Annotated in this window: 15 protein-coding genes and 3 pseudogenes; 7 read left to right on the plus strand and 11 right to left on the minus strand. The window is 68.6% G+C overall.

Translation table 11 applies throughout. The annotated features are described in order from the left end of the window. Window positions 1-102: 102 nt before the first annotated feature. Both AB0H12_RS43880 and AB0H12_RS43885 read right to left on the minus strand, forming a co-directional pair. Window positions 103-381 (minus strand): annotated as a pseudogene (locus AB0H12_RS43880) (ricin-type beta-trefoil lectin domain protein); the annotation flags it as partial. A 24-nt stretch (window positions 382-405) separates the two neighbouring features. After that, entirely contained in the window at window positions 406-642 is a 237-nt protein-coding gene (locus AB0H12_RS43885; RefSeq protein ID WP_499632327.1) for a 3-keto-alpha-glucoside-1,2-lyase-like domain-containing protein, read from the minus strand. Window positions 643-741: 99 nt separating this feature from the next. Here AB0H12_RS43885 and AB0H12_RS43890 point away from each other — a divergent pair, with 99 nt between their 5' ends. From AB0H12_RS43890 to AB0H12_RS43910, 5 genes are all read left to right on the plus strand, one after another. After that, entirely contained in the window at window positions 742-1440 is a 699-nt protein-coding gene (locus AB0H12_RS43890; protein ID WP_499632331.1) for a response regulator transcription factor, read from the plus strand. A 5-nt stretch (window positions 1441-1445) separates the two neighbouring features. Continuing rightward, window positions 1446-2891, plus strand: a complete 1446-nt coding sequence (locus AB0H12_RS43895; RefSeq protein ID WP_499632334.1) for a sensor histidine kinase — start codon at window positions 1446-1448, stop codon at window positions 2889-2891. 94 nt (window positions 2892-2985) lie between these two features. Further along, window positions 2986-3855: a polyphosphate polymerase domain-containing protein gene (locus AB0H12_RS43900; RefSeq protein ID WP_499632337.1), complete on the plus strand. Its 870-nt coding sequence runs from the start codon at window positions 2986-2988 to the stop codon at window positions 3853-3855. Beyond that, complete coding sequence (locus tag AB0H12_RS43905; protein ID WP_499632340.1) at window positions 3852-4532, plus strand: DUF4956 domain-containing protein; 681 nt, start codon at window positions 3852-3854, stop codon at window positions 4530-4532. Before AB0H12_RS43900 ends, AB0H12_RS43905 begins: the two co-directional genes overlap by 4 nt. A gap of 6 nt (window positions 4533-4538) precedes the next feature. Then, window positions 4539-6215, plus strand: a complete 1677-nt coding sequence (locus tag AB0H12_RS43910) for a CotH kinase family protein (protein ID WP_499632342.1) — start codon at window positions 4539-4541, stop codon at window positions 6213-6215. 440 nt (window positions 6216-6655) lie between these two features. Here AB0H12_RS43910 and AB0H12_RS43915 read toward each other — a convergent pair whose 3' ends face one another. From AB0H12_RS43915 to AB0H12_RS43945, 7 genes and pseudogenes are all read right to left on the minus strand, one after another. Beyond that, window positions 6656-6895, minus strand: a complete 240-nt coding sequence (locus AB0H12_RS43915; RefSeq protein ID WP_499632345.1) for an RICIN domain-containing protein — start codon at window positions 6893-6895, stop codon at window positions 6656-6658. A 497-nt stretch (window positions 6896-7392) separates the two neighbouring features. Further along, window positions 7393-8946 (minus strand): annotated as a pseudogene (locus AB0H12_RS43920) (beta-L-arabinofuranosidase domain-containing protein); the annotation flags it as partial. 99 nt (window positions 8947-9045) lie between these two features. Beyond that, complete coding sequence (locus AB0H12_RS43925) at window positions 9046-11121, minus strand: RICIN domain-containing protein (protein ID WP_499632348.1); 2076 nt, start codon at window positions 11119-11121, stop codon at window positions 9046-9048. Between the two features lie 80 nt (window positions 11122-11201). Further along, window positions 11202-12545: a ricin-type beta-trefoil lectin domain protein gene (locus AB0H12_RS43930; protein ID WP_499632351.1), complete on the minus strand. Its 1344-nt coding sequence runs from the start codon at window positions 12543-12545 to the stop codon at window positions 11202-11204. Between the two features lie 34 nt (window positions 12546-12579). Continuing rightward, window positions 12580-15351, minus strand: coding sequence for a PQQ-dependent sugar dehydrogenase (locus tag AB0H12_RS43935; RefSeq protein WP_499632354.1), 2772 nt, complete (start codon window positions 15349-15351; stop codon window positions 12580-12582). 120 nt (window positions 15352-15471) lie between these two features. Next, window positions 15472-17451, minus strand: coding sequence for an alpha-L-fucosidase (locus tag AB0H12_RS43940; protein WP_499632357.1), 1980 nt, complete (start codon window positions 17449-17451; stop codon window positions 15472-15474). A gap of 58 nt (window positions 17452-17509) precedes the next feature. After that, window positions 17510-18646 carry a Gfo/Idh/MocA family protein gene (locus tag AB0H12_RS43945; RefSeq protein ID WP_499632360.1) on the minus strand — a complete coding sequence of 379 codons (1137 nt, stop codon included), beginning with the start codon at window positions 18644-18646 and terminating at the stop codon, window positions 17510-17512. Between the two features lie 1311 nt (window positions 18647-19957). On the opposite strand from AB0H12_RS43945, the gene AB0H12_RS43950 reads away from it, so the two are divergent. After that, on the plus strand, window positions 19958-20857 hold the full coding sequence (locus AB0H12_RS43950; protein ID WP_499632364.1) for a glycoside hydrolase family 43 protein: 900 nt from the start codon (window positions 19958-19960) through the stop codon (window positions 20855-20857). A 192-nt stretch (window positions 20858-21049) separates the two neighbouring features. On the opposite strand, the gene AB0H12_RS43955 is transcribed toward AB0H12_RS43950, so the two are convergent. Next, window positions 21050-22117, minus strand: a complete 1068-nt coding sequence (locus AB0H12_RS43955) for a LacI family DNA-binding transcriptional regulator (protein ID WP_499632367.1) — start codon at window positions 22115-22117, stop codon at window positions 21050-21052. A 132-nt stretch (window positions 22118-22249) separates the two neighbouring features. Beyond that, complete coding sequence (locus tag AB0H12_RS43960) at window positions 22250-22648, minus strand: hypothetical protein (protein WP_499632370.1); 399 nt, start codon at window positions 22646-22648, stop codon at window positions 22250-22252. A gap of 15 nt (window positions 22649-22663) precedes the next feature. Between AB0H12_RS43960 and AB0H12_RS43965 the strand changes: the two are divergent. Then, window positions 22664-22785: pseudogene (locus tag AB0H12_RS43965) on the plus strand (transposase); the annotation flags it as partial.

Below are 22785 nucleotides of genomic sequence, written 5' to 3' on the forward strand. Positions count from 1 at the left end.
CTCCCGGGCCCGGGGGCCCGCACCCCGTCCGTATCCCCCCGGCCCCCCCGGGGGCCCGGCCCGGGCCGTCCGCGTCGTCGACGCGGACGGCCGGGCGGGTTCTCACGGCACGGTCCAGCGCCGGTGCGTGCCACCGTGGCACGTCCAGACGACCAGCTGCGTCCCGTCGGCCGTGCCGGCCCCGTCGGCGTCCAGGCACTTGCCCGACTGGGGGTCGACCGGCGATCCGTTGGCCCCGGCGGTCCAGTTCTGGCCACCGGAACCGTTGCACGTCGCGAGCTGCACCTGCGCGCCGTTGGCGGTGCTGCCGCCCGCGACGCCCATGCACTTGCTGAGCGAGCGCAGCGTGCTCCCGCTGACCGTCCACTGCTGGTTCGTGCCACTGTGGCAAGGTCCACAGCTCGATCATGGTGCCATCTCGGCCAAGCCGGCACCGCTGACGTCCACGCACTTGCCCATGGCGCTGGTGATCGGCCCGGTGCGCGGCGGCGTGGTGCCGCCCAGCGCCTTGATCCGGATGTTGCGGAAGGACACGTCGTCGCCGGTGCCGTGGTTCTGGATGCCGTTGTGCCCGGAGGTCAGGAACCGCGCGGGGTCGGTGTCGGTGAAGTCGTTGATCTTCACCCCGTTGAGGAACATCATGACGCTGGCGAGGCTCGTCTGATCACAGAGGACACAGCTTGTTCACAGGTTGTTCCACTAGACATCTCGTCCATGGACGACTCGCTCAAGGACGTGCGGATGACCACTCCGCGTGTGCTGGTGGTGGACGACGAGCCGAACATCCGGGAGCTGCTGTGCGCTGCTCTGGGGCTGCACGGGTTCGACGTGTCCGCCGAAGCGGACGGGGGTAGCGCGCTGGATTCAGTGGCGCGTCGCCGGCCGGACATCGTGGTGCTGGACGTGGGGTTGCGGGACATGAACGGGTTCACGGTGGCGAAGATGCTGCGTGTGGCGCACGGTGGGCTGCCAGTGCTGTTCCTGACGGCGAGGGATGCCGTGGACGACCGGATCGCCGGGTTCACCGCTGGTGGCGACGACTACGTCACCAAACCGTTCAGCCTGGAGGAAGTGGTGCTGCGCCTGCGGGCGATCCTGCGGCGCAGCCTGCCCGACGAGGTGGCCGAGGGCGGGGTGCTGCGCTACGCCGACCTGGAGCTGAACGAGGACACCTTCGCGGTGCGTCGTGAAGGGCGTGAGATCCCGGTGTCGATGACGGAGTTCCGGTTGCTGCACTACCTGATGGCCAACGCGGGCCAGGTGCTGACCCGTCAGCAGATCTTGGATCGAGTGTGGGCCTGCGCCGTCGGGGAGGACAGCAGGGTGGTCGACTCCTACATCAGCTACCTGCGGCGCAAGGTCGACGCGCAGGGGCCGCCGCTGATCCACACCTTGCGTGGAGTGGGCTACTCGTTGCGCGTGCCCGCAGGACATCGGTGAGGTCGATGCGACGGGCGTGGCCGCTGCGCCGTCGTCTGCTCGTGGCGTTGGTGGGTCTGTGCGCAGCCGGTCTGACCGCGTTCGCGGTGATCGGGGTGCTGCTGCTGGAGCGCTCGCTGACCGAACGCGCGGACCGGCAGCTCCATCACATGACGCAGGGCCTGCGGGACAGCAGTCGGACCGAGCCGCCTCGCGACGACCCCGAGCTGCCTACCGACTTCTCGGTGCACCTCTACAGCGCCTCGGGCGAGCTGCTCTGGCGTGCTCCCGAGAGCTCCCCGGACGGGCCGGTGGTCCCCGCGGAGCTGTCGTCGGGTTCGTCGACGACGCCGGTGACGGTGCCCGACCGGGCTCGGGACGTCGAGTGGCGGGCGGCGGCGGTGCGCCGCGAGGACGGCAACGTGCTCGTGACCGCGGTGACCTTGGAGGCGCAGCGGGAGACGGTGAACCGGCTGCTGCTGATCGAGGTCGCGGTGGGCGCCCTGATCCTGGTGGTGGCAGTCGGGATCGGGCGGGGAGTGGTCCGGCTCGGGCTGCGGCCGCTGACCCGGATGGAACGCACGGCCACCGCGATCGCGGGAGGGGACGCCGGCCTTCGGGTGGGCGACACCGACGAGCACACCGAGACCGGGCAGCTGGGGCGCGCGCTGAACACCATGCTGGAACGGTTGGGGCAGGCGATGCAGGAACGTGAGCGATCCGAGCAGCGGCTGCGCCGATTCGTCGCCGATGCCTCCCACGAACTGCGCACCCCGCTGACGTCGATCCGCGGTTTCGCCGAGCTGTACCGCCACGGGCCGGGCAACGCCGATCCCGCGGTCGGGCGCATCCTGCGCCGGGTGGAGGACGAGGCCGAGCGCATGGGCGTGATGGTCGAGGACCTGCTGCTGTTGGCCCGCCTGGACCACGAGCGCAACCTCGATCTGAGCGAGGTGGACCTGCGGGCCCTGACCAGTGACGTGGTGCACGACGCCCGCGCCCGTCACCCGGGGCGGTCGATCGCGTTGGAGGTCCCCGACGACGAAGTGCGGGTACTGGGCGACGGGCACCGCCTGCACCAGGTGGTGGCCAACCTCGTCGGCAACGCCGCCACCCACTCACCGCCGGGCACCCCTGTGCGGGTGCGCGTGGACAACCTCCGGATGGCGGGGTGGCCGACCGCCGGTGCGACCTCGGTCGGAGCGTTCCTGCCGTCCGGCGCCCAGGCGGTGCTGATCAAGGTGCACGATGACGGCCCGGGCATCCCGGACGAGCACATGCCGCTCCTGTTCGACCGGTTCTACCGGGCCGATCCGTCCCGCGCGCCCGGTGGCACCGGACTGGGGCTGGCGATCTCCGCCGCACTGGTGGAGGCCCACGGAGGGCGTCTGGAAGTGCACAGCGCCCCTGGGCGGGGGACCACTTTCCGGGTCGTGCTGCCACGCACCGGTCCAGAAGACACGACCACCTGAGCTCGGCATCGGCCGTTCATCCGGCAGTACGGCTGGTGTTCACACAAATCTCTCACGTTGTTGGTGTGACATGGCCTCTGACGGAAGGAGGCCCATGCTGCTCACACCCGAGGAACCGGTCGCCCGCACCGGGCGGCCCCCGGAGGAGGACACCGGTGATACCGGTCACGTCCTGCGCGCACCCAACAAGCTCCGCGCGTTCAACCGGTACGAGATCAAGTACCTGGTGGCGGTCGACCAGGTCGCGGCGATGCGGGAGGAGATCGAGCATCGGCTTGACCGGGATCCCCACAGCACCGAGACCGGCTACGGCGTGTGGAGCGTCTACTACGACACCCGCCAGCTGCGCTTCTACTGGGAGAAGATCGAAGGGCTGAAGTTCCGCCGCAAGCTGCGGGTCCGGCACTACGGCGACCGCTTCGCGGTCACCGACGACACCCCGGTGTACGTCGAGATCAAGCAGCGCGTGAACCGCGTGACGCAGAAGCGCCGGGTCCGGCTGCCTTACCGCGACGCGTTGCGGCTGTGCAACGGTCGGGAGTTCGTAGACTGCTCCGGTAGCGCCGAGGGGTTCGTCAACGAGGTACTCGACCTGGTCAACCGGCTGGATCTGCGGCCGGTCGCCATGACCGGCTACCAGCGCCAGGCATACCTGGGGCGCGACGCCGAACTGGGCCTGCGCCTGACCATCGACCAGCGGGTGCGGGGCCGTGACCGCGACTTCCACCTCGGCGCAGACGCCGAGAACCGGCTCATCATCCCGCCCGGCAAGGCGATCATGGAGCTGAAGGCCAACGAGCGGGTGCCCTACTGGCTCACCGATCTCACCGCGCGCCACAACCTCCAGGTCGTGCGCATTTCCAAGTACTGCCAGAGCGTGGAGGCCTACGGCCGCGCGCCCCGGTCCATCTTCCACGTCCCCGTCGACGACACCCCCGCGCTCTCGGAGGCACCGACCCGATGAACCTGAACTTCGAGGACCTGAGCGGCACCTTCAGCGTGCTCGACGTCGCCATCACGCTGGCGTTGTCGTTCATCCTGAGCGTCTCGATCGCCTGGGTGTACCGGGCTACGCACCGCAATGTGTCCTACAGCCAGTCCTACGTCCAGACGTTGATCATCCTGGGCATGCTGATCTCGGTCATCATGCTGGTGGTCGGCTCGAACATCGCACGGGCGTTCGCCCTGGTAGGCGCGCTGTCAGTGATCCGGTTCCGCAACGCCATCAAGGAGACCCGCGACGTCGGGTTCATCTTCCTGGTGATGGCGGTCGGCATGGCCGTGGGCACCCGCTTCTACACCCTCGGCGTCGTCGCCGCGGTGACGATCTGCCTGGTGATCGTACTGATGCACAAGTTCAACTGGTTCCAGCTCAACGTGCAGCGCCAGGTGGTCAAGGTGCAGGTGCCCAACGACGGCGAGGACTACAAGCAACCCGTCGCCGACGCGCTGATCCGCTGCACCGACGAGTTCGAGCTGGTGAGCATGGAGTCGATCCGCGGGGGTGCGCTGACCGAGATGATGTACACGGTCAAGATCAAGAAGGGCAGCGAGCCGGGCGAGTTGATGGCCGCGCTGCGCGAGCGCAACATGGGCCAAGGGGTCACCGTACTGACCGGCTACGACCAGACCGACCTGTAGGCCGACATGGGCAACCTCAAGCGGAAACCGCTGCGACATCGCATCCCGGTCCGGCTCCGGCACTACTGGAAACTGGTCGCCGGCACGTGTGCGTTCTTCCTCGTGCTGGGCGGTGCGTTCGGCACCGGCATGATCCGACCCTACTCGAGCTCCTCCGCAGTGGCGGCCACCGCGGTCGTGGTCGAGGACATCGCGGGCGAGAAGGACCTGTTCGACACCTCGATCGCGCATGAGGTGTCGATCACCTTCAGCGACGCCAACTACGAGAAGATACTCAAGGAGTACTTCGACTCCGGGGAGAAGGACTACCTCCCGGCCGACATCGTCATCGACGGCACGACCATCAAGGACGTCGGCATCCGGCTGAAGGGCAACTCCACCCTGGGCGCCCTGACGTGGAACGGCGAACGCCGCAGCGGTGGCGCCATGCCCGGTGGCAACCGGTTCCCCGAAGGCATGCAGCCGCCTGAAGGCATGCAGCTACCCGAGGGCATGCAGCTACCCGAAGGGTTCCCGTTGCCCGGCGGCGAGCAGCAGCCGGGTGGCGACCAGGGGCGCGGCATGGGCTTCGGTGGCGAGCTCAAGGCCGAGGAGCCGGAGAAGTTGCCGTGGCTGATCAGCTTCGACGAGTACGTGGAGGGACGCCGGTACCAGGGGCACAGCCAGCTCGCCGTACGCCCGGCCATGTCCTCCGCCCAGCTCAACGAGGCGTTGGCACTGGAGTTCGTCGAAGCGTCCGGTGAGCCCGCCCAACAGTCCACCTACTCGGGGTTCAGCGTCAACGGCCGTGAAACGACGCCACGCCTGCTGCTGGAGTACCTCGACGAAGGTTATGCCGAAGACCTGGGCAACGGCGTGCTCTACAAGTCCCTCGCGTCCGGGCAGTTTGCCTACCAGGGCGGGGACCAGACCGAGTACGGCGATGACTTCAAACAGGTGAACAAGGTCGGCGGCAGCGACCTGCAACCCGTCATCGAGTTGATCAAATGGGTGCAGGAGTCCTCCGACGAGCAATTCGCCGCCGGGCTCGGCGAGCGGGTCGACGTGGAGTCCTTCGCCCGGTACCTGGCCTTGCAGAACCTGGCGCTGAACTTCGACGACATGTCCGGTCCAGGCAAGAACTACTACCTGTGGTACGACCTCGACACCCGGAAGTTCACGGTCATCAGCTGGGACATGAACCTCGCGCTCAACGGCGAGCCCACGACCGGACCGCACGACACGGTCGGCATGGGGTTCGGCGGCATGCGCCCCGGCGGCAACCAGCAGCAACAGGGCCGGCAACCGGAGCAACAACAGCAGCCCGGTGATACCCAGCCACCCGACGGCATGCATCCACCGTCAGGCATGCAACCGCCGTCAGGTGAGCAGGAACCCGACGGCGCACAACCGCCCGACGGGGAGCGTCAGGGCGGCGGGATGCTCGGCGGCAACAAGCTCAAAGAGCGGTTCCTGGCCACCGAGTCGTTCAAGCAGGTCTACGAGGAGCAGTACCGGCAGGTGTACGGGAAGGTGTTCGGCGACGGACAGGCCGTCAGCCGTCTGGACGCCCTCGTCGCCGCCTACAACCTCAACGCCGGCGCGGACGGCAAAGCCGTGGCAACTGAGGCGGCGACGCTGCGGACCACCCTGGAGAAACGCGTCGAATCCCTGCGCGACACCAAGGTCGTGCGAGGCGGGTGACGCAGGGGGTGGGATGCGCTTTCCCGCGGGGACGCCCCGTACGCAGATCCACCTCCTCACGATCGGGCTCTCACCCGGTTCCACACCTGACGGCCGGTGGAGCGCGGGTCCTCCAAGACTGTCCGCAGCCACCGCTCACCGGAGCGGTGCCGGTTACGGCCCGGGTGGCTGTGGACCGTTACGGCGCACCGCGCCGCCGAACTTCGCGTCCTAAAAACACTCCAGAGCGGGCGGGTGCTGGTCGACCGACGCCCACGTGGGCAGTTGCTCGGGTCGACGGCGTACGCGACGTGCCACTGGTGGTACAGGCCATCAGCACGGGTGGCGGATGATGAGCGGCATTCGCCACCCGCCACCCGTGCTGAGGCGCACCCCGTCCGCGCCTCCTCGGACGTGAGGTGCATTCGGTTGGCTCAGGGTCGCACTACCGGCTCATGCGGTCAGGCGGTGGTGATGGTCCAGTGGTTGTTCGTGTTGCCGTTCGGCGCCCACATCACGACGTCCGAACCGGCGGTCGTGTTGCCGGCGCTGTCCAGCGCGGCGCCCGTGCCGCGGTTGATGATCTGGTAGCGGCTGTTGCCGACGGCGGTGAGCCGCCACTGCTGGTTGTTTCCGCCGTTCCACGCCGCTTGCCGGCAGATCGCGCCGTTGGTGTTGTTGCCCCAGGTGTCAGCCACCATCCCGTTGGTCCGGTTGACGATCCGGTAGTGCCGCCGCCCACGTCGACCAACTGCCACTGGAGGTTCCCGCTACCGTCCCAGCTCCACTGCTTGAGCCGAGAGCCCGACGCGACCGACCCGCCGCCGTCCAGCACCAATCCCGTGGTGGCGTTGGAGATCCTCGCCCAACCGGTCGGCACACCACTGACGCTGGTGTTCCAGTAGACGTTGTAGTTGACGCCGTGGGCGTCGTGGAACGGGATGAGCGCGACCGAGGCACCGTTGGCGGTGGCTGTGAACGCGAGGCTCATGGCGCTGGTGCGGGTGATGGACGCGGCGTTCAGCGAGGGCGGCGAGCTGAGCGCGGTGTTGCCGTAGTTGCCGGCGAGGACGACCGGGCCATAGGTGACCGCAGCGATGCCCGTGTTGTCGTTGGCGGGTCGCAAGGCCACCTGCGTCGGCATGCGCACGGTGACGGTGTCTCCGGAGGTCCACGACCTGGTGAGCGTGGCGTAGGTGCCTGGTGTCGCGGCGATGCCCTGTGCCACGCCGTTGACGCTGATCGTCGCGCCGGTCGACCAGCTCGGGATGCGGACGCGCACCGACCACGTGCCGCCGACGTTGCCAGTGAACTGGAGTGATGTGGTGTCGCTCGCCGGGTAGGTCGTCGTCTGGGTGACGGTGATGCCTCGCTGCGTCCAGTTCAGCACCGACGGCGCGACCAGGTTCACGATCAGCGTCGTGTCGTCGCGGAAGTAGATGGAGTCCACGAGCTTGGTCTGCATTCCCAGGCCGGTGCCCTGGCAGCACCAGAACGTGGTGTAGTCGGTGCTGTAGCCGCCGTTGGTCGGGGAGACGCCGCGTCGCCCGCCGGGGTTGAGCGGGGTGAAGTAGCAGACGTGGCCGTGACTGTCGTTCGGGTTCTGCTGGCCGATCATCTGGTTGACCAGTGCTCGCTCGTAGTAGTCGAACAGGTCGGCCCGGTCCGGGTACAGGGTGAACAGCTCGCGCGTCAGGATGAGCATGTTGTGGGTGTTGCAGCTCTCACAGGTGTCGTTCCTCAGGAACGCGGCGATGGCGTTGGGTGCCTTGAAGTGCTCTCCGACGCTGTTCCCGCCGATCGCGGAGGTGTGCGCGCCGACCGTGAGGTTCCACGCGTTGGTCGCGATGTCGCGGTACCTGGTGGTGCCGCTTGCCTTGTACTCGCGCACCGCACCGATCCACTTCGGGATCTGCGTGTTCGCGTGCAGGCCGTCGAGCCGGTCGGTGTTCGCCGAGAGGGGGTCGAACACCGCGGCGTGGTCGAACCGCTGTGCCGCGGTCAGCCACCGGGTGTCCCCGGTCGCTCGGCACAGGTCTGCGAGAACCGCGTTCATGCCGCCGAACTCGGTGTTCAGCGCCGACTGCAGCTGCGCATAGCTCAGCCGGGCCGTGCGCCAGTCCACCCAGCCCGCCATGTCGGTGACCACCCGGAGGGCCTGGGTGCTGCCGGTCAGCCGGTGGTGGTCCAGGAGGCCCGCCATGATCTTGTGGAGCGTGTACCAGGGCGCCCATACCCCCTGTCCGCTCTCCAGCCGGTCGAAGAAGTTCTCGGGGAACGCCGAGAGGTAGCCGGCGTGGAAGCCGCGACTCGGCGACGCGGCCTGGCAGGACACGAGCGCGTTGACCAGGTAGTCGCCCTTCGACTGGTACTGCGCATCGCCGGTGATGGCGTATGCCTGCGCCAACGCGGACAGCACGTGACCCGTCGACTGGCCGCGCAGTTCGACGCCGGGCGCCTCCCAGCCGCCGCAGGGCTGGGCCGAGCTGGGCAGACCGGCGTTGACGCGGAACGTGTGCAGCAGCCGGTCCGCGTCGACGAACCTCAGGTACGCCAACGTCCGGTTCTGGTTGTCCAGCCAGCGGCCCGCCGTCAACCACACCTCACCGAGGTCGAACGGATGGGCCGAGACCCCGATGTAGGGCCGGGCTGCTGGAGCGGCGTGCGCCGGAACCCGGCCCACTGCACCGACCGCGGCGGCGGCCATCCCGGCTCGGAACAGGGTCCGGCGGTGGATCGACGGCTGGTTCATGCTCAAGGCGGCCTCCGTGCGGATCTCGACATCGGTGTTGCGCCGACAAGGCTGTGACGGGTGTGGGACGGAGGCCCCACACCCGTCACCCGTGTGCGGTCAGCGGAGTTGCCACTTCTGGTTGGCGCCGTTGTTGCACGTCCAGAGGACGATCCTGGTGCCGTTCGCGGTGCCACCGCCGTAGGCGTCCACGCACAGCCCGGACTGCACGCTGGTGATGGTGCCGTCGGAGTTGACGTTCCACTGCTGGTTCGTGCCGCCGTGGCAGTCCCAGATCACGGTCTGTGTGCCCGGAGTGGTGCCCGCGCCGTAGGCGTCCAGGCACTTGTTGCCGTAGACCACCAGTTGTTTGCTCGCGGTGTGGGTCCACCGCTGGTTGGTGCCGCCGTGGCAGTCCCACAAGTGCACCGCGGAGCCGTTCGCCGTGCTCACGCCGCTGACGTCGGCGCACCTGCCGGACTGGACGGACGTGATGCTCCCCTGGGCCGTGCCGCCGCCGGGTCGCTTGAACAGGCCGAACTCGGCGATGGCCGGCGCGGCCCTCGATCCGGTGATGCGCAGCCGTACCTGGCTCGATGTGACGGGGGTGGCCAGACGGACCAGCTTCTTCTGGCCGATCGTGGTGTCCGTCGCGATCTGGTTCCAGGCGCTGCCGTTCCAGGCGTCCACGGCGTAGGAGTTGACGCGTTGGCCGAAGTTCAGGTCTTCCTGCACGGACAGGACGTCGAAGGTTCGCGCCTCGGGCAGGGTGAACACCAGTCCGCCGGTCGTGGCGGTCGGCAGCCAGGAGCTGTCCAGGTTGCCGTCCATCGAGAGGTTCGGCGTGCGGCCGGCGACGTTGCTCGTGCCGCTGTTGTTGGCCACGGTCGCGCCGGCGGCGAGGTTGGTGCCGAACGTGCCCGTGAGCCGGGCGTTGAACTCCGACAACACCGTCACCGCCGACTGGTCCAGCACGCCCTGCCGGTTCGGCGACACGTTGAGCAGCGAGTTGCAGTTGCGGCCCACCGAGCCGTAGTACATCTCCTCCAGCTCCGGCACGGGCCGCCAGGTCTCGTTGGGCTGCCAGAACCAGTTGTGGCGGGCGGACAGCGTCCCGTTGCACTCGCCCGGCGACCACTTCAGGTAGTTCCAGGCGCTGGTGCCGTCCGCCTTGCGCCGGGACAGCAGGGCATCACTGCTCAGGTCGGGGGCGCCGTTCCCGCCGGGCGGGTTGACGATGTTGTCGGCGGCGATCGCGGCGTTGCCGACGTAGGGCACGACCGACGACTCGGACTGGCGGGCGTAACCGTCCTCGTTGCCGATCCAACGGACATCCGGCCCGCCGTCGTTCAACATCACCGCGTTGGGCTGGAGCGCGCGGACGATCTTGATCCAGTCGAGGAAGTTGTAGGGCTGGGGGCGGCCGGTGGGGTTCGCCATGTCCCACCAGATCTCGTCGACCGCGCCGTACCGGGACAGCAGCTCGTAGAGCTGGTTCTCGAAGTACGTGTTGTAGTCGTCGGAGTTGAAGTTGAACGACACCCCGTTGACGATGTCCGCCGGGTTGCCGGGGATGGTCACCGGCCGCTGCGGGCTGCCGTTGGCGAACCGGCCGCCGGCCAGGTTCTCGTGCAGGTCGGCCGGCGAGATGTAGATGCCCACCTTCATGCCGTACTTGTGCATCGAGTCGGTGAAGTTCTTCACCACGTCGCCTTGGCCGTTCTGCCAGGCGGTGTCGGAGGCCACGTCGAAGGTGGTGTACCGCGAGGGGAACAGCGAGAACCCGTCGTGGTGCTTGGCGGTGAGGATGGCGCCCTTGAACCCGGCGTCCTTCAGCGAGGTAACCCATTGGTCGGTGTTGAGGCCGTGGGGCTGGAAGACGTTCGGGTCCTCGGTGCCGGTGCCCCACTCCCGGCCGGTGAAGGTGTTCACGCCGAAGTGGATGAACGCCATCCGCTCCAGCCGCTGCCAGGCCAGTTGGCGCGGCGTCGGCCTCACGTCCGCGGCATTGGCGATGATCGTCGCGGGTGAGTCGTTCGGCGCGACGGGGATGACCTGGGCCGGGGTCGCCGCGAGGGCGGTACCCGTCGTGGGTGCGGTGGCGGCTACGACGGCCAGTACGGACAGCACCGTCAGCGCCCGACGGGTGACGACCCGCGTTCCGGCGGGTGGTCTGCGTCGCTCGGATGCCTGCATGTGAGGGTCCTTTCTGGTGGAGGTACGACCGGGCGCGGGGATCCGCCGACGTGGTCGGGTGTCGGCCGGGTTGAACCCGGTCAGCCGCGCAGGCTCCACTGCTGGTTGGCGCCACCGTTGCACGACCAAGAGATGACCCTCGTGCCGTTGGTGGTACCAGCGCCATTCGCATCCAGGCACTGGCCTGAGTGGACAGAGGTGATGGTGCCGTTGGCGTTGCGGTTCCACTTCTGGTTGGCGGCGCCGGTGCAGTCCGAGATGACGACGTTGCCACCGTTGACGTCCAAGCACTTGTTGCCGTAGACCCGCCACTCCTGGCTCGCGGTGTAGGTCCAACGCTGGTTGGCGTTGCCGTGGCAGCCCCACAACTGCGTCTGAGTCCCGTTGGCGGTGCCGGCGCCGGCCACGTCGATGCACCGACCCGACTGCTGACCGGCGATCATCACGTTCTGGCCGGGTGACGGGCTCGTGGTCGTCGTGCTCGTCGGCGGTTTGGACCCGAACTGCGCGAAGAAGTTCCGGACCACCCCGATGGTCCAGGACTTCTCGTGAGGGTTCAGGTCGCCGGCGGAGCCGTCCCAGGGGCCAGGGGTGTGGCCCGCGTCGAACGGGGCCCAGACCACCGGGTAGCCGGCTCGGCAACCGGAGTAGGCGGTGACCGTGTGGGTCAGGCTGCCCACCGCCGGTTCCGGTGGATTCTGCGGGGTGCAGCCGTTGTTCCTGACGAACGTGTCCCGCAGCGCCCGTCCGTTGGAGATCGGGAGCACCCCGTCCCTGAGGCCGTGCAGCCCGATGTAGCCGACGGGTTGAGTGCCTCCGCTGCACCCGGACAGCTGAGCGGCGCCGTAGACCGCGACCGCGCGGAAGACCGTGGGCCGGGCGCAGGCGAGGGCGTAGCTCATGGCTCCACCGAAGCTGAAGCCCAAGGCGAAGCGCTGCGTCGTGTCGATGCACAATCCCGCGTCGAGCTGCCCGATCATGTCATCGACGAAGGTGACGTCCTCCCCGCCCGCATTGCCCCAGCCTCCGCCGAGGCCCTGCGGCGCGACGAAGATCGTGGTGGTGTTCTCCAGTGCCCTCTGCCCGTAGTAGGACCAGGGGTACCCGCTGGTTCCGCCGGAGTCGACGCCCTGCATGTCGCTGCCCCGCATGTGGAACGCGAAGGTCAACCGGTAGGCGCGGTTGGCGTCGTAGTTGTCCGGCACCCGCAGGATGTAGCTGCGGGTCTTGCCGCTGCTCTGGACCGTACGCGCACCGCTCGCAAGCGGGGCCTTGCCGCAACCGGCGGTAGTCGCCGCGGCAGCCGACGGGGTGTTCACCGCCACCACGGCCAGTGCTCCCGCAGCCATGATGGTAATGGATGCCAGCAAGGCTGACAGCCTTCTCAGTTGTCCTGTCCGGACACGACCAGGGACGGGCTTCACAGGTCTATCTCCTCGTGCGTCGGGCATCGACGGTTCAGGGCAGGGTCCAGCGCTGGTTCGTGCCGCCGTGGCAGCTCCAGATGATCAGCTGGGTGCCGTCGGCGGTGCCGGCTCCGTTGGCGTCCAGGCACTTGCCCGACTGGGGGTTGACCAGGGAGCTGTTGGCGCCGGCGGTCCAGTTCTGCGCGCCGGTGCCGTTGCAGGTCGACAGTTGCACCTGGGCGCCGTCGCCGGTGCTGCCGCCCGCGACGGTCATGCACTTGTCGAGCGAGCGCAACGTGTTCCCGTTGACGGTCCACTGCTGGTTGGCGCCGCTGCCGCAGGTCCACAGCTGGATCTTGGTGCCGTCGGCGCTCGATCCGCCGTTGACGTCGACGCACTTGCCGCCAGGACCGGTGATGCGCCCGGTGCGGCCGCCTGTCGACGTGCCGAACGTGACAGCGTCGACGTCGAACAGGTAGCCCGTGCCGCTGCCGGCGAACGTCAGGTAGAGCGTGACGGTTCCGGCCGGGACGCTCGCCAGGGTGGCGGACACCTCGGTGAAGGTCTCCCAGCCACCGGTGACCGGCACGGTTGCCGTGCCGAGCACGGGCCCGGTCGGCGAACCGGTCCGCACGGACAGCGTGCCGCCCGACCCGGCGGAGGAGACCTGGGCGCTGAACCTGGTTTCGCCGCCGAGCGCATAGGGCTGGAACGCGATCCAGTCGCCGTTGTGGATGTCACCTACGGCCTTGCCGCCCTCCGCCGGGGCCTTGTCGTACACGGCGGTGCCCGACTGGGTCGAGAAGTGCTCGGCCTGGCGGTGCCGGGGCTGCAGGACGTGCTGCGTGTGCGTGGTCACCGGCGGCTGGCCGTTCGCGCCGAGGTCGGTGTACTCGGCGTCGAACACCGCATACAGGTTCGCCGCCGTGTCGTGCTCACCGTCCACCGGGATCTGCAGTGTTCCCGAGCAGCCGTTGCGCGAGGTGATCAGGTGTCCGTGGCTGTCGTGGCCCAGCAGGTAGCTGAGCTTCACCCGGGTGCAGTCGATCGTGCCGTCCTCCCGGTCCGAGACCGTGATCGTGTACGGCACGCTGTCGCCGAAGTTGAACACGGATCCGTTGACGGGTATGTTCAGCGTGACCGTGGGCGCAGTGTTCCCGACCGTGATCTCCACGCTGCCGCTGCCGCTGCGGCCACCGGGGTCCGTCACCGTGAGCGTGGCCGTGTACCGGCCGTTGGCGGTGTAGGTGTGGCTCGGGTTGGCGGCCGTCGACGAGGTGCCGTCGCCGAAGTTCCACGCGTAGGTCAGCGCACCGCCCTCGGGGTCCGAGGAGCCGGTCGACGAGAACGCGACCGTCAGCGGCGCGAGGCCCGAGGTGGGGTTCGCGCCGGCCCGTGCGGTCGGAGCCTTGTTCCCGGCCGGGTTGTACTCGATGCGGTAGAGCGCGGAGTACTCGTTGCCGCTCCCCCAGCCGGTGCCGTAGTCCAGCACGTACAGGGCGCCGTCCGGGCCGAAGCCGGCGTCGATGACCTGGGTGCCGCGCCAGGGGAACTCGTTGATCTGCCCGGCCGACCCGTCGGCGTTGACGTCGACGGCCCTGATCCAGCGCCGGCCGAACTCGGTGGCGAAGACGTGCCCGTCCAACTCGGCCGGGAACTTGATCGACGACGGGTTGGCCGCGTCGTACCGGTACACCGGCGCGCTCATCGGGGACTCCGACCCGCAGCCGAACGCGGCCACCGAGCAGTTGTCGTACTTGATCCAGGCCGGCTTCGCCGCGGGCAGGTTCGCCAGGCCGGTGTTGCGCGGGGAGTTGTTGACGGGCGCGGCGCAGTTGTACCGGCTCCCGGAAGGCCCGGACGGGAACGTGTACTCCACGTAGGTCTCATTGGTGGTGTTGCCGCCGGTGCAGTACGGCCAGCCGTAGTTGCCCGCCGAGGTGATCCGGTTGAACTCGACCTGGCCCGCGGGGCCTCGGGAGCCGCTGCTCGTGCCCGCGTCGGGCCCGTAGTCGCCGACGTAGAGCGCGCCGGTCGCCTTGTCGACGTTGAACCGGAACGGATTGCGGAAGCCCATCGCGTAGATCTCCGGCCGAGTGCCCGCGGTGCCGGGCGCGAACAGGTTGCCGGGCGGGATCGAGTACGAGCCGTTCGCGTTGACCTTGATCCGCAGCACCTTGCCGCGCAGGTCGTTGGTGTTGGCCGAGCTGCGCTGCGCGTCGTAGGCGGGGTTGCGGTTGGTGCGCTCGTCGATCGGGGTGTAGCCGCCCGACTCGAACGGGTTCGTGTCGTCACCGGTCGACATGTACAGGTTGCCGGCCGCGTCGAAGTCGAGGTCACCGCCGACGTGGCAGCAGATGCCCCGCGTGGTCGGCACGTCCAGGATCGGCACCTGGCTGGCCATGTTCACCGTGTAGTCGGAGTTGAGGGTGAACCGGGACAGCCGGATCACGCCGTTCCACGCCGAGAAGTCCGTGCCGGTGGCCGGGGCGTCGCCGCCCGGGGTGGACAGCGGCGGCGAGTAGGAGAGGTAGATGTGCCGGTTGGTGGCGAAGTTCGGATCCGGCACGACGCCCTGCAGGCCGTCCTCGTCGTGCGTGTAGACGGGAATGGTGCCGATCACGCTGGTGGTGCCTTCGGCGGTGGTGCGGCGCAGCGTCCCGTTGCGGGCAGTGTGCAGCACCGAGCGGTCCGGCAGCACGGCGAGCGTCATCGGCTCGCCGACCTCGCCGACCCCTCGGGCCAGCTCGATCTGCTGGAAGTCGGCGGGGTTGACCGCGTGCGCGGCGGCCGGTGGCGCGGAGCCGATCATGGTTGTCCCCATGCCTCCGGCGACGAGGACGGCAGCGGCGAGTGCCGCTCTGAATCGGTATCTCATGGCGGGGTCACACCCTCGTTCCGGAGTTGGCGGCCTTCGGGGGTACGGTTCGTGCTGTCACATCGGTCAGAGCGTCGTGACGGTCCAGTGGTTGTTGGGGCTGCTGTTCGGTGCCCACATGGCGGTGCCGGCGCCGGGCGTGGTGTCGCCCAGCCCGTCCAGTGCGGTGCCCGTGCCGCGGTTGACGATCTGGACGCGGCCGTTGCCGACGCTGTTCAGGCGCCACTGCTGGTTGTTGCCGCCGTTCCACGCCGCCTGCCGGCAGATCGCGCCGTTGGCGCTGTTGCCCCAGCTGTCGGCGACCATGCCGTTGGTGCGGTTGACGATGCGGTACCAGCCGCCGCCCAGGTCGACCAGCTGCCACTGCAGGTTGGTGTTGCCGTCCCAGTTCCACTGCTTGAGCCGTGAACCCGAGGCGACGTTGCCCCCGCTGTCGAGGGAGAGCCCGGTGGCCGCGTTGGTGATCCTCGCCCACCCGGTGGGGTTGGGCGTGCCGTCCAGGGTGGGGATCTGGCCGGAGAACGTCAGCTTGACCACGTAGGCCGAGGCGCTGAACGGCGGGGTGGTCGAGGGCATCGTGACCTGCAGCGCCGAGCCGGTCTGGCTGCGGTTGGGCAGGTCGACGTACGAACCCGCCGTCGAGCCGAGCAGCTGCACCCTGGTCAGGTTGGTCAGGGTGATCCGGTTCGAGTTCAGGGTAGTGATGTTCAGCGTGCTGCCCGGCCAGCCCATCACGGTGGCGTACAGCACGGTGTTGTCCTTGCTGCGGGTGAACCGGATGTCCCGGCTGGTGCCCTCTCGGGGCTGGACGAACGAGCCACCGCCCATCTGCGTGGGCCCCTCGCCGAAGGTCGTCCAGGCGCGGGTGGCGTAGAGCGATTCGCCGAAGCGCCTGAGGTAGTCGCCCATGCCCAGCAGGATCGTCCGCTGTCCGGTGGGGATGGTCCCGTCCGCCATCGGGGCGATTTTCAGCAGCACGTTGCCGTTCTTGCTGACCCGGTCGACCAACGAGTGCAGCATCGCTGCCAGCGAGTAGTAGCCGATGCCGACGGTGTAGCACCAGCTGGAGCTGGAGATGCTGTCGTCGGTCAGCCAGTAGGGGTTCCGCATGCCCGCGGGACCAACGCGTTCGTAGTCGAACACCGAGTTCCGGTCGTTCAGACCGTCCTTGTGGGTGGTGACCACGTCCTTGTTCCAGGCGACCGCCTGGTTGTAGTAGTGGGCCAGGAAGTTCAGCCGATGTGTCTCGTTGATGTACTGCAGGCCGCCGTCCTGCCAGATGAGGTCGGGCTGGTAGCCGTCGACGACCTCCTTCAGCCTCTCGTACCACAGCTGTTCGTGCGTGGCCCAGCCGAGCTGGCCGTACAGCTTCCTCAGGGTCTGGGTCGACTGCTGCGGTGCTTGGTCGAAGTAGCCGCTGAAGTGGTACATGTGGTGCATCGACAGCATGAACTTGAGGCCCTTGGCGCGGATCGCGTTGGCGTGCAGACCGACCAGGTCGAGCTTGGGCCCGGTGCGCACCGAGTTCCACTCGTTGACGGCGCTGTTCCACATCGAGTAGCCGTCGTGGTGCTCGGCCACCGGCCCGGCGAACTTCGCGCCGGCGTCGACGAACAGCTGCGCCCACTCGTCGGGGTCGAAGTTGCCGCCCGCGGACTTCAGCTTGGGCGCGAACTGCACCCAGTTGCCCGCCTTGTCCCGGGCGCCGTTGATGAAGTTGTGGTACGGCCACGCCGCAGGGTCACCGTAGACCTGCTTGTGGTGGTTGTTCTCCGGGGAGCCGTTGAGGTACATGCTCCGCGGGTACCACTCGTTGGCGAACGCCGGGACGCTGAACACGCCCCAGTGGAAGTAGATGCCGAACTTCGCGTCCTGGAACCACTCCGGCGCGGGCGGGTGCTGGTCCACCGAAGGCCAGGTCGGGGTGTAGCTGCTGGGTCCCGCGGTGGCCCAGGCCATTCCGGGCCGCAGCAACCCGGTGGCTGCGGCGGCGCCGGTGGTGACGAGGAACAAGCGACGGGTGAACTGGTTCATCGGCTCGGGCATGGCGGTACCTTTCGCTCGGGAGGAATTGCGCCGTCGGGGAACGCGTTTCCGTGGTGGCTCAACTCGATCGGGCACCCAGGGTGAACTCGGGCAGGCGGACGAGCTCACCGCCGTTGAGCGCGGACTCGTGCGCGCAGAGGCCCACGCAGGTCCAGTTGGCCGAGCGGCGGGCGTTCGGGAACGGCTCGCGCTGCTCGACGAGGGCGCTGACGAACTCGTGCACCAGGTGCGGGTGGGAGCCGCCGTGACCGGCGCCCTGCGTGAAGCTGAGGTGCGTTTCCCCGTCGTCGTAGACGCCCCTCGTCGTGAAGCGCCGGATCGGCTCGGGCAGGCGCTCGGCGAAGTCGGGGACCTCGATCAGCTCGGGGATCTCCGGCTCGGGGCGCTTGGCCGTGTGCAGCACGTGCCGCCCGCCCTCGGTGAGGGTCCACTCGAACGACCGCTCGGAGCCGTAGACGTCGATGCTCTCGCGGTACTGGCGCGCCACGTCGAACAGCGATCGGCTGACGCGCGCGGTGAGGTCGCTGTCGAGCATCTTCACGTGCGCGGTCTCGACCGCGAACGGCGACCCGTAGTGCTCGACCAGCTCCTCGCGGATCGTGCCCGAGCCGAAGCACGAGACGACCTCGGCGCTCGCGTCGGCGAGCGCGAGCACCGGGCCCACGCAGTGCGTCGCGTACCACATCGGCGGCAGACCCGGCCAGTAGCCGGGCCAGCCGTCCATGTCCTGCATGTGGCTCGCCTGCAGGAACTGGAGCTTGCCGAGCTCGCCCGAGTCGTAGAGCTGCTTGATGTACAGGTACTCACGGGAGAAGACGACCGTCTCCGTCATCATGTACCGCAGACCGGTCCGCTCGACCGCGTCCACGATCCGCCTGCAGTCCTCGATGCTCGTCGCCATCGGCACTGTGCAGGCGACGTGCTTGCCCGCCTCCAACGCCTCGACCGTCATCCACGCGTGATCCGGGATCGGCGAGTTGATGTGGACCGCGTCGATGTCCGGATCCTTGAGGAGTTCGCGGTAGTCCGTGTACCGCTTCCCGACGCCGAACCGGTCGCCCACCTCGTCGAGGCCGGGGCGGTCGCGCCGGCAGATCGCGGCGATCTCGGCCTGCGGGTGACGTTGGTAGATCGGGATGAACTCGGCACCGAAGCCGAGGCCGATCACCGCTACGCGAACGGGCTGGTCGGCCATCGTCCACGCTCCTCTCCTTCGGGTTCGGTCAGACCGCTGTGGCAGCCGAGCGCGCCGACGAGTCGTCGGCGACGAAGCGTCGCGAGATCGATCACGAACAGTCCTTCGGAGCCGATCGCGACGATTGCCCGCCCGAGCCGGGCGAGGTACCGGGAGCTGTGCCCGGGGCCGCTCGGTGGACGACCGACGCGCGTTGATCCGGTACGACTGCGGGTGTGCGATTCCCGCACCGCACCCACGGTGGTGTCGGCCGCCGGGACGCCGGGCGGTGGATGCGCGCCCCGGGCGGACGGAGACGGAGAGGGCAGTTCGCCGTTGAACCATGAGAACTCCGAACAGAGGAAATCGAACCGGTTCGACCAGGGAGACTTCGGCGTGGCCCACTACTGCTGCTGCTAACTTTTAGCCGTGTCGAATCTGCTCGATAACGCGGAGGGAACCGGCACCACGGGTGCACCGTGCAACGCCACTACCAGGCAGGCGATCGGCCGGCGCACTCCGCGCCATCGCACGGAACCTGCTCACTGCCATATCCGCTCCTCGAATCCGACCAACGGGTCGAGCGCGAGTCGACACACCGCATCCGGGACCTGGTCGACGACATGCGTCGACCAGGCGGGGTGCGGCACCGAGTTCGCTGTCGGCTCCACCCTGGACATCCCCGCACGGCATCCACGCGGCGGCGGCGTGGCTACCGGGGCGGCACCTGCGATCGCAATGCACCTGGCCGCACCGGGCAGAAGTGTGACAGCTCGGTGTTTACGTTCACAAGATACTTTCTAGAAACTTTCTACGATTAGCCTGAACGGCGTAGCACTTTCGGTAAGTGCGCCCCAAATTGCAGATGGGCCACACGGGGCGCACAGGGCTACGCCAAGGCAACCACTCGAAAGCTAAAGCTAGCGCTAACATCTTTAGCGGTCCTCGGTCTGTCGCCCTTAGCCATTCCGTTCGGCCGGCCAACCACACCCTCGTGCGATCCGACGACCTGATGCGCGCCGTCGAGCCCGGTGGCGGCGACTCGAGTCCGCCCGCCAGGCGTTGCTCGTGCTCGCCCACCCAGGCGATGGCGGGGCCCGCGGTCGCTCAGGCGCACCCAGCACATCACGCGCCACCGCGTGTCGGTGTGCGCCGCCTTGTGCGACGCGGTGAGAACCCACCCCGCAGCAAGGGGCCGAAAGCCAGCGGACCTCGTGTCATGCAAGGTCCGTTGACCTCACCCGGGCTCGGCCGTACCCTGCCGTCAGTAGAAAGTTTCTCCTCATATGTCAGAAACTTTTGGCGTCGCCTGGCCGGCAGAAGAACGGTGAGATGAACGAGCCGATCATCACGAGGTCCTACCCCGATCCGTCCGTCTGCCGGGTGGGTGAGGACTACTACCTCGTCTCCTCCAGGTTCGAGCACTTCCCCGGCGTGCCGATCTTCCGCAGCCGCGACCTGACCGACTGGGTCCGGATCGGCACCGTGCCGGACCGGCCGCCCGCAGGCGCAGTGTCCGCCGGCGGGATCTACGCGCCGACGCTGCGTCACCACGACGGCAGGTTCTGGCTGGTCGCGACCCGCGCCCAAGGCGGCGGCAACCTGCTGGTCAGCGCCGAGGACCCGACCGGTCCCTGGTCCGACCCGACGCCGCTGCCCGGCGTGCCCGGCGTCGACCCCGATCTGGTCTGGGACGAGGACGGCAACTGCTGGTGCACCTACGCCGGTGTGGGTCAGGTCCGCATCGACCCGGCCACGGGCCGGGCCCTGGGCACGCCCACCGAGGTCTGGTCGGGCTCACCCGGCCCTCAAGCCGCCGTAGCGCCCCACCTCTACCGGATCGGGGACCACTGGTACTTACTGGTCGCGGAGGTCGACGCCGAGCGACCGCACGCGATCTCGATCGCGCGCGGCCCCACGGTCAACGGCCCGTTCGTTCCCTGCCCGGACAACCCGATCCTGACCGACCGCGGCCCGGATCACCCGATGCGGCACGCCGGTCACGGCGACCTCGTGCAGGCGCCCGATGGGGCGTGGTGGATGGTGTTCCTCGGCATGCGGTCCCGAGGGGAAACGCCCGGCCGACACGGACTGGGCCGGGAGACGTTCCTGGCGCCGGTGCACTGGGTCGACGGGTGGCCGGTGGTCGGCGAGCCCTCGGCCGGACTGGCCACACCGCCGCGGCGCACCGAACTCGCGCCCATCGCGCCGCACCGACCTCGATCCCATTAGGGACGACTTCGACGAGTCCGACCTGCACCCCCGCACTGGATCTCACTGCGCCATCGGCCCGAATTCGCGTGCACCCCAAGGGAACCGTGCACTTCGACTGGTTCGACCACGAACCCGTCGACGACGGGGCGCACCGCGGCGCCACGAGATGACGCTCCGGACCCATCCCGACCGGTCGGAGATCGGCCGGCGTCAGTCTTCCCGGACGTTGGAGGGCGGCGCGGTGCTCTCCCGGACGGTGAAGGTGGTCGCAAGTTCCAGTCCCACCTGCGGCGGCTGCTCGCCGCGGCCGAGAGCGAGGGCCAGTTCGGTGGCAGCCATCGCCATCTCGACCAACGGCTGGTGGACCGTGGTCAGCGGGGGATCCACCATGGCGGCCACCGGCAGGTCGTCGAAGCCCACCACGCTCAGATCCGCTGGAATCCGCAGCCCCGCTTCCCTCGCGGCCCGGTAGACGCCCATCGCTTGGAGGTCGTCGCTCGCGAAGACGGCGGTCGGGCGGTCGGGCCGGGTCAACAGCTCGCGGGCCGCGACGCGACCAGCCTCCACGGTCAGTTCCGCGTGCACCACGAGCGTGGGGTCGACCGGGAGTCCCGCAGCCTCCAGAGCGGAGCGGTAGCCGTCGAATCGGGCACGGCAGAAGAGCGCGTCGTCCGGACCGGCGACCATAGCGATGCGACGGTGACCCAGGCCGATCAGGTGACGAGCGGCCATCCGGCCACCGGTCCAGTTCGTCGCGCCGACGAACGGGACGTCGTCGGGCAACTCGACCGAGGGGTCGAACACCACGAACGGGATGCCCCTGGCCCGCAGCCTGTCACGTTCCTCTTGCGACAGCTTCGCGACCATGACGACACAGGCGGGACGGCGGTCGAGCGCGTCGTCGATCCAGTAGCGGATCGCGTTGCCCTGCGGGCCGAATTCCGACAGCACGACCCCCACCCCGTGCTTGCGCGCCGCCCGCTGCACACCGCGGATGATCTCGACGCCCCACATGTCCTCGAGCTCGTCGAACACCAGGTCCATCTGCTTGCTGCGGCTCGGCGCACTCGACTTCCGGTAGCCGTAGGCGTCGATGAGCGCCTCGATCCGCGCACGCGTGTCGGGCGACACACCGGCCCGCCCGTTGAGCACCTTGGACACCGTCGGCACCGACACCCCGGCCGTCTCGGCGATGTAGGAAATCGTGACCGGCCTGAACGAGTCACCATCCGGACGCCCTTCAACCGCGACCGGCTCACCCGACTCAGCGTGTGACAAGCCTTGCTCCCCTCGCTGACGCGCCGGACCTGGCCAGACGCGTCGCCAGGATAGGTCGTGCGCGCCACAGCCGTCCCGCTGCCTCGACCTGCTGTCTCCGCCGACAGGTCCCAGGACCGCCACCCGATCATTTCATGTTTCGCGCCCGTCGACGAAAGTTACCACCCGGGTTGCGTGCGTGACGGAGGCCGACGGCTCTACGCCTTCGCCCGGAGCGCGAACAACTCCGCGTAGAGCCCGCTGACGGGTGAGAATGGCGTGGTCCCCGGTTTCCGCCACCCGGCCGTCATGGATCATGATGATCGGGTCGGCCATGCGCACCGTGCAGAACCGGTGGAGTCGCGATGACGGCGGTGCGGACAGATCCATCAGCCCAGTCGTACCACCCGCACGTCCGCCATCGACGGGGTCGAAGCCGCGCGAGCGTGACACGCTCGCGAGGAAGAGCGGTTCGACATCCGCCGACGACAGCGACTGGGCGGCATCCTCAACGCGTATCACCACACGCCGCCTGACCTGCACGGACGGCATTTCGGCAAGTACAGAGTCGAGATCGTGTGCCGGGACGGTTCGACCGCCTACGCGCAGGCCGTGCGGGACGCGCTGCCGCACGCGGTCCAGGTCGCCGACCGGTGGCATCTGTGGCACGGCCTGTGCGACGCCGCGGG

It is taken from the genome of Actinosynnema sp. NPDC023794, from assembly GCF_040639675.1.
Classification (GTDB): domain Bacteria; phylum Actinomycetota; class Actinomycetes; order Mycobacteriales; family Pseudonocardiaceae; genus Actinosynnema; species Actinosynnema luteola.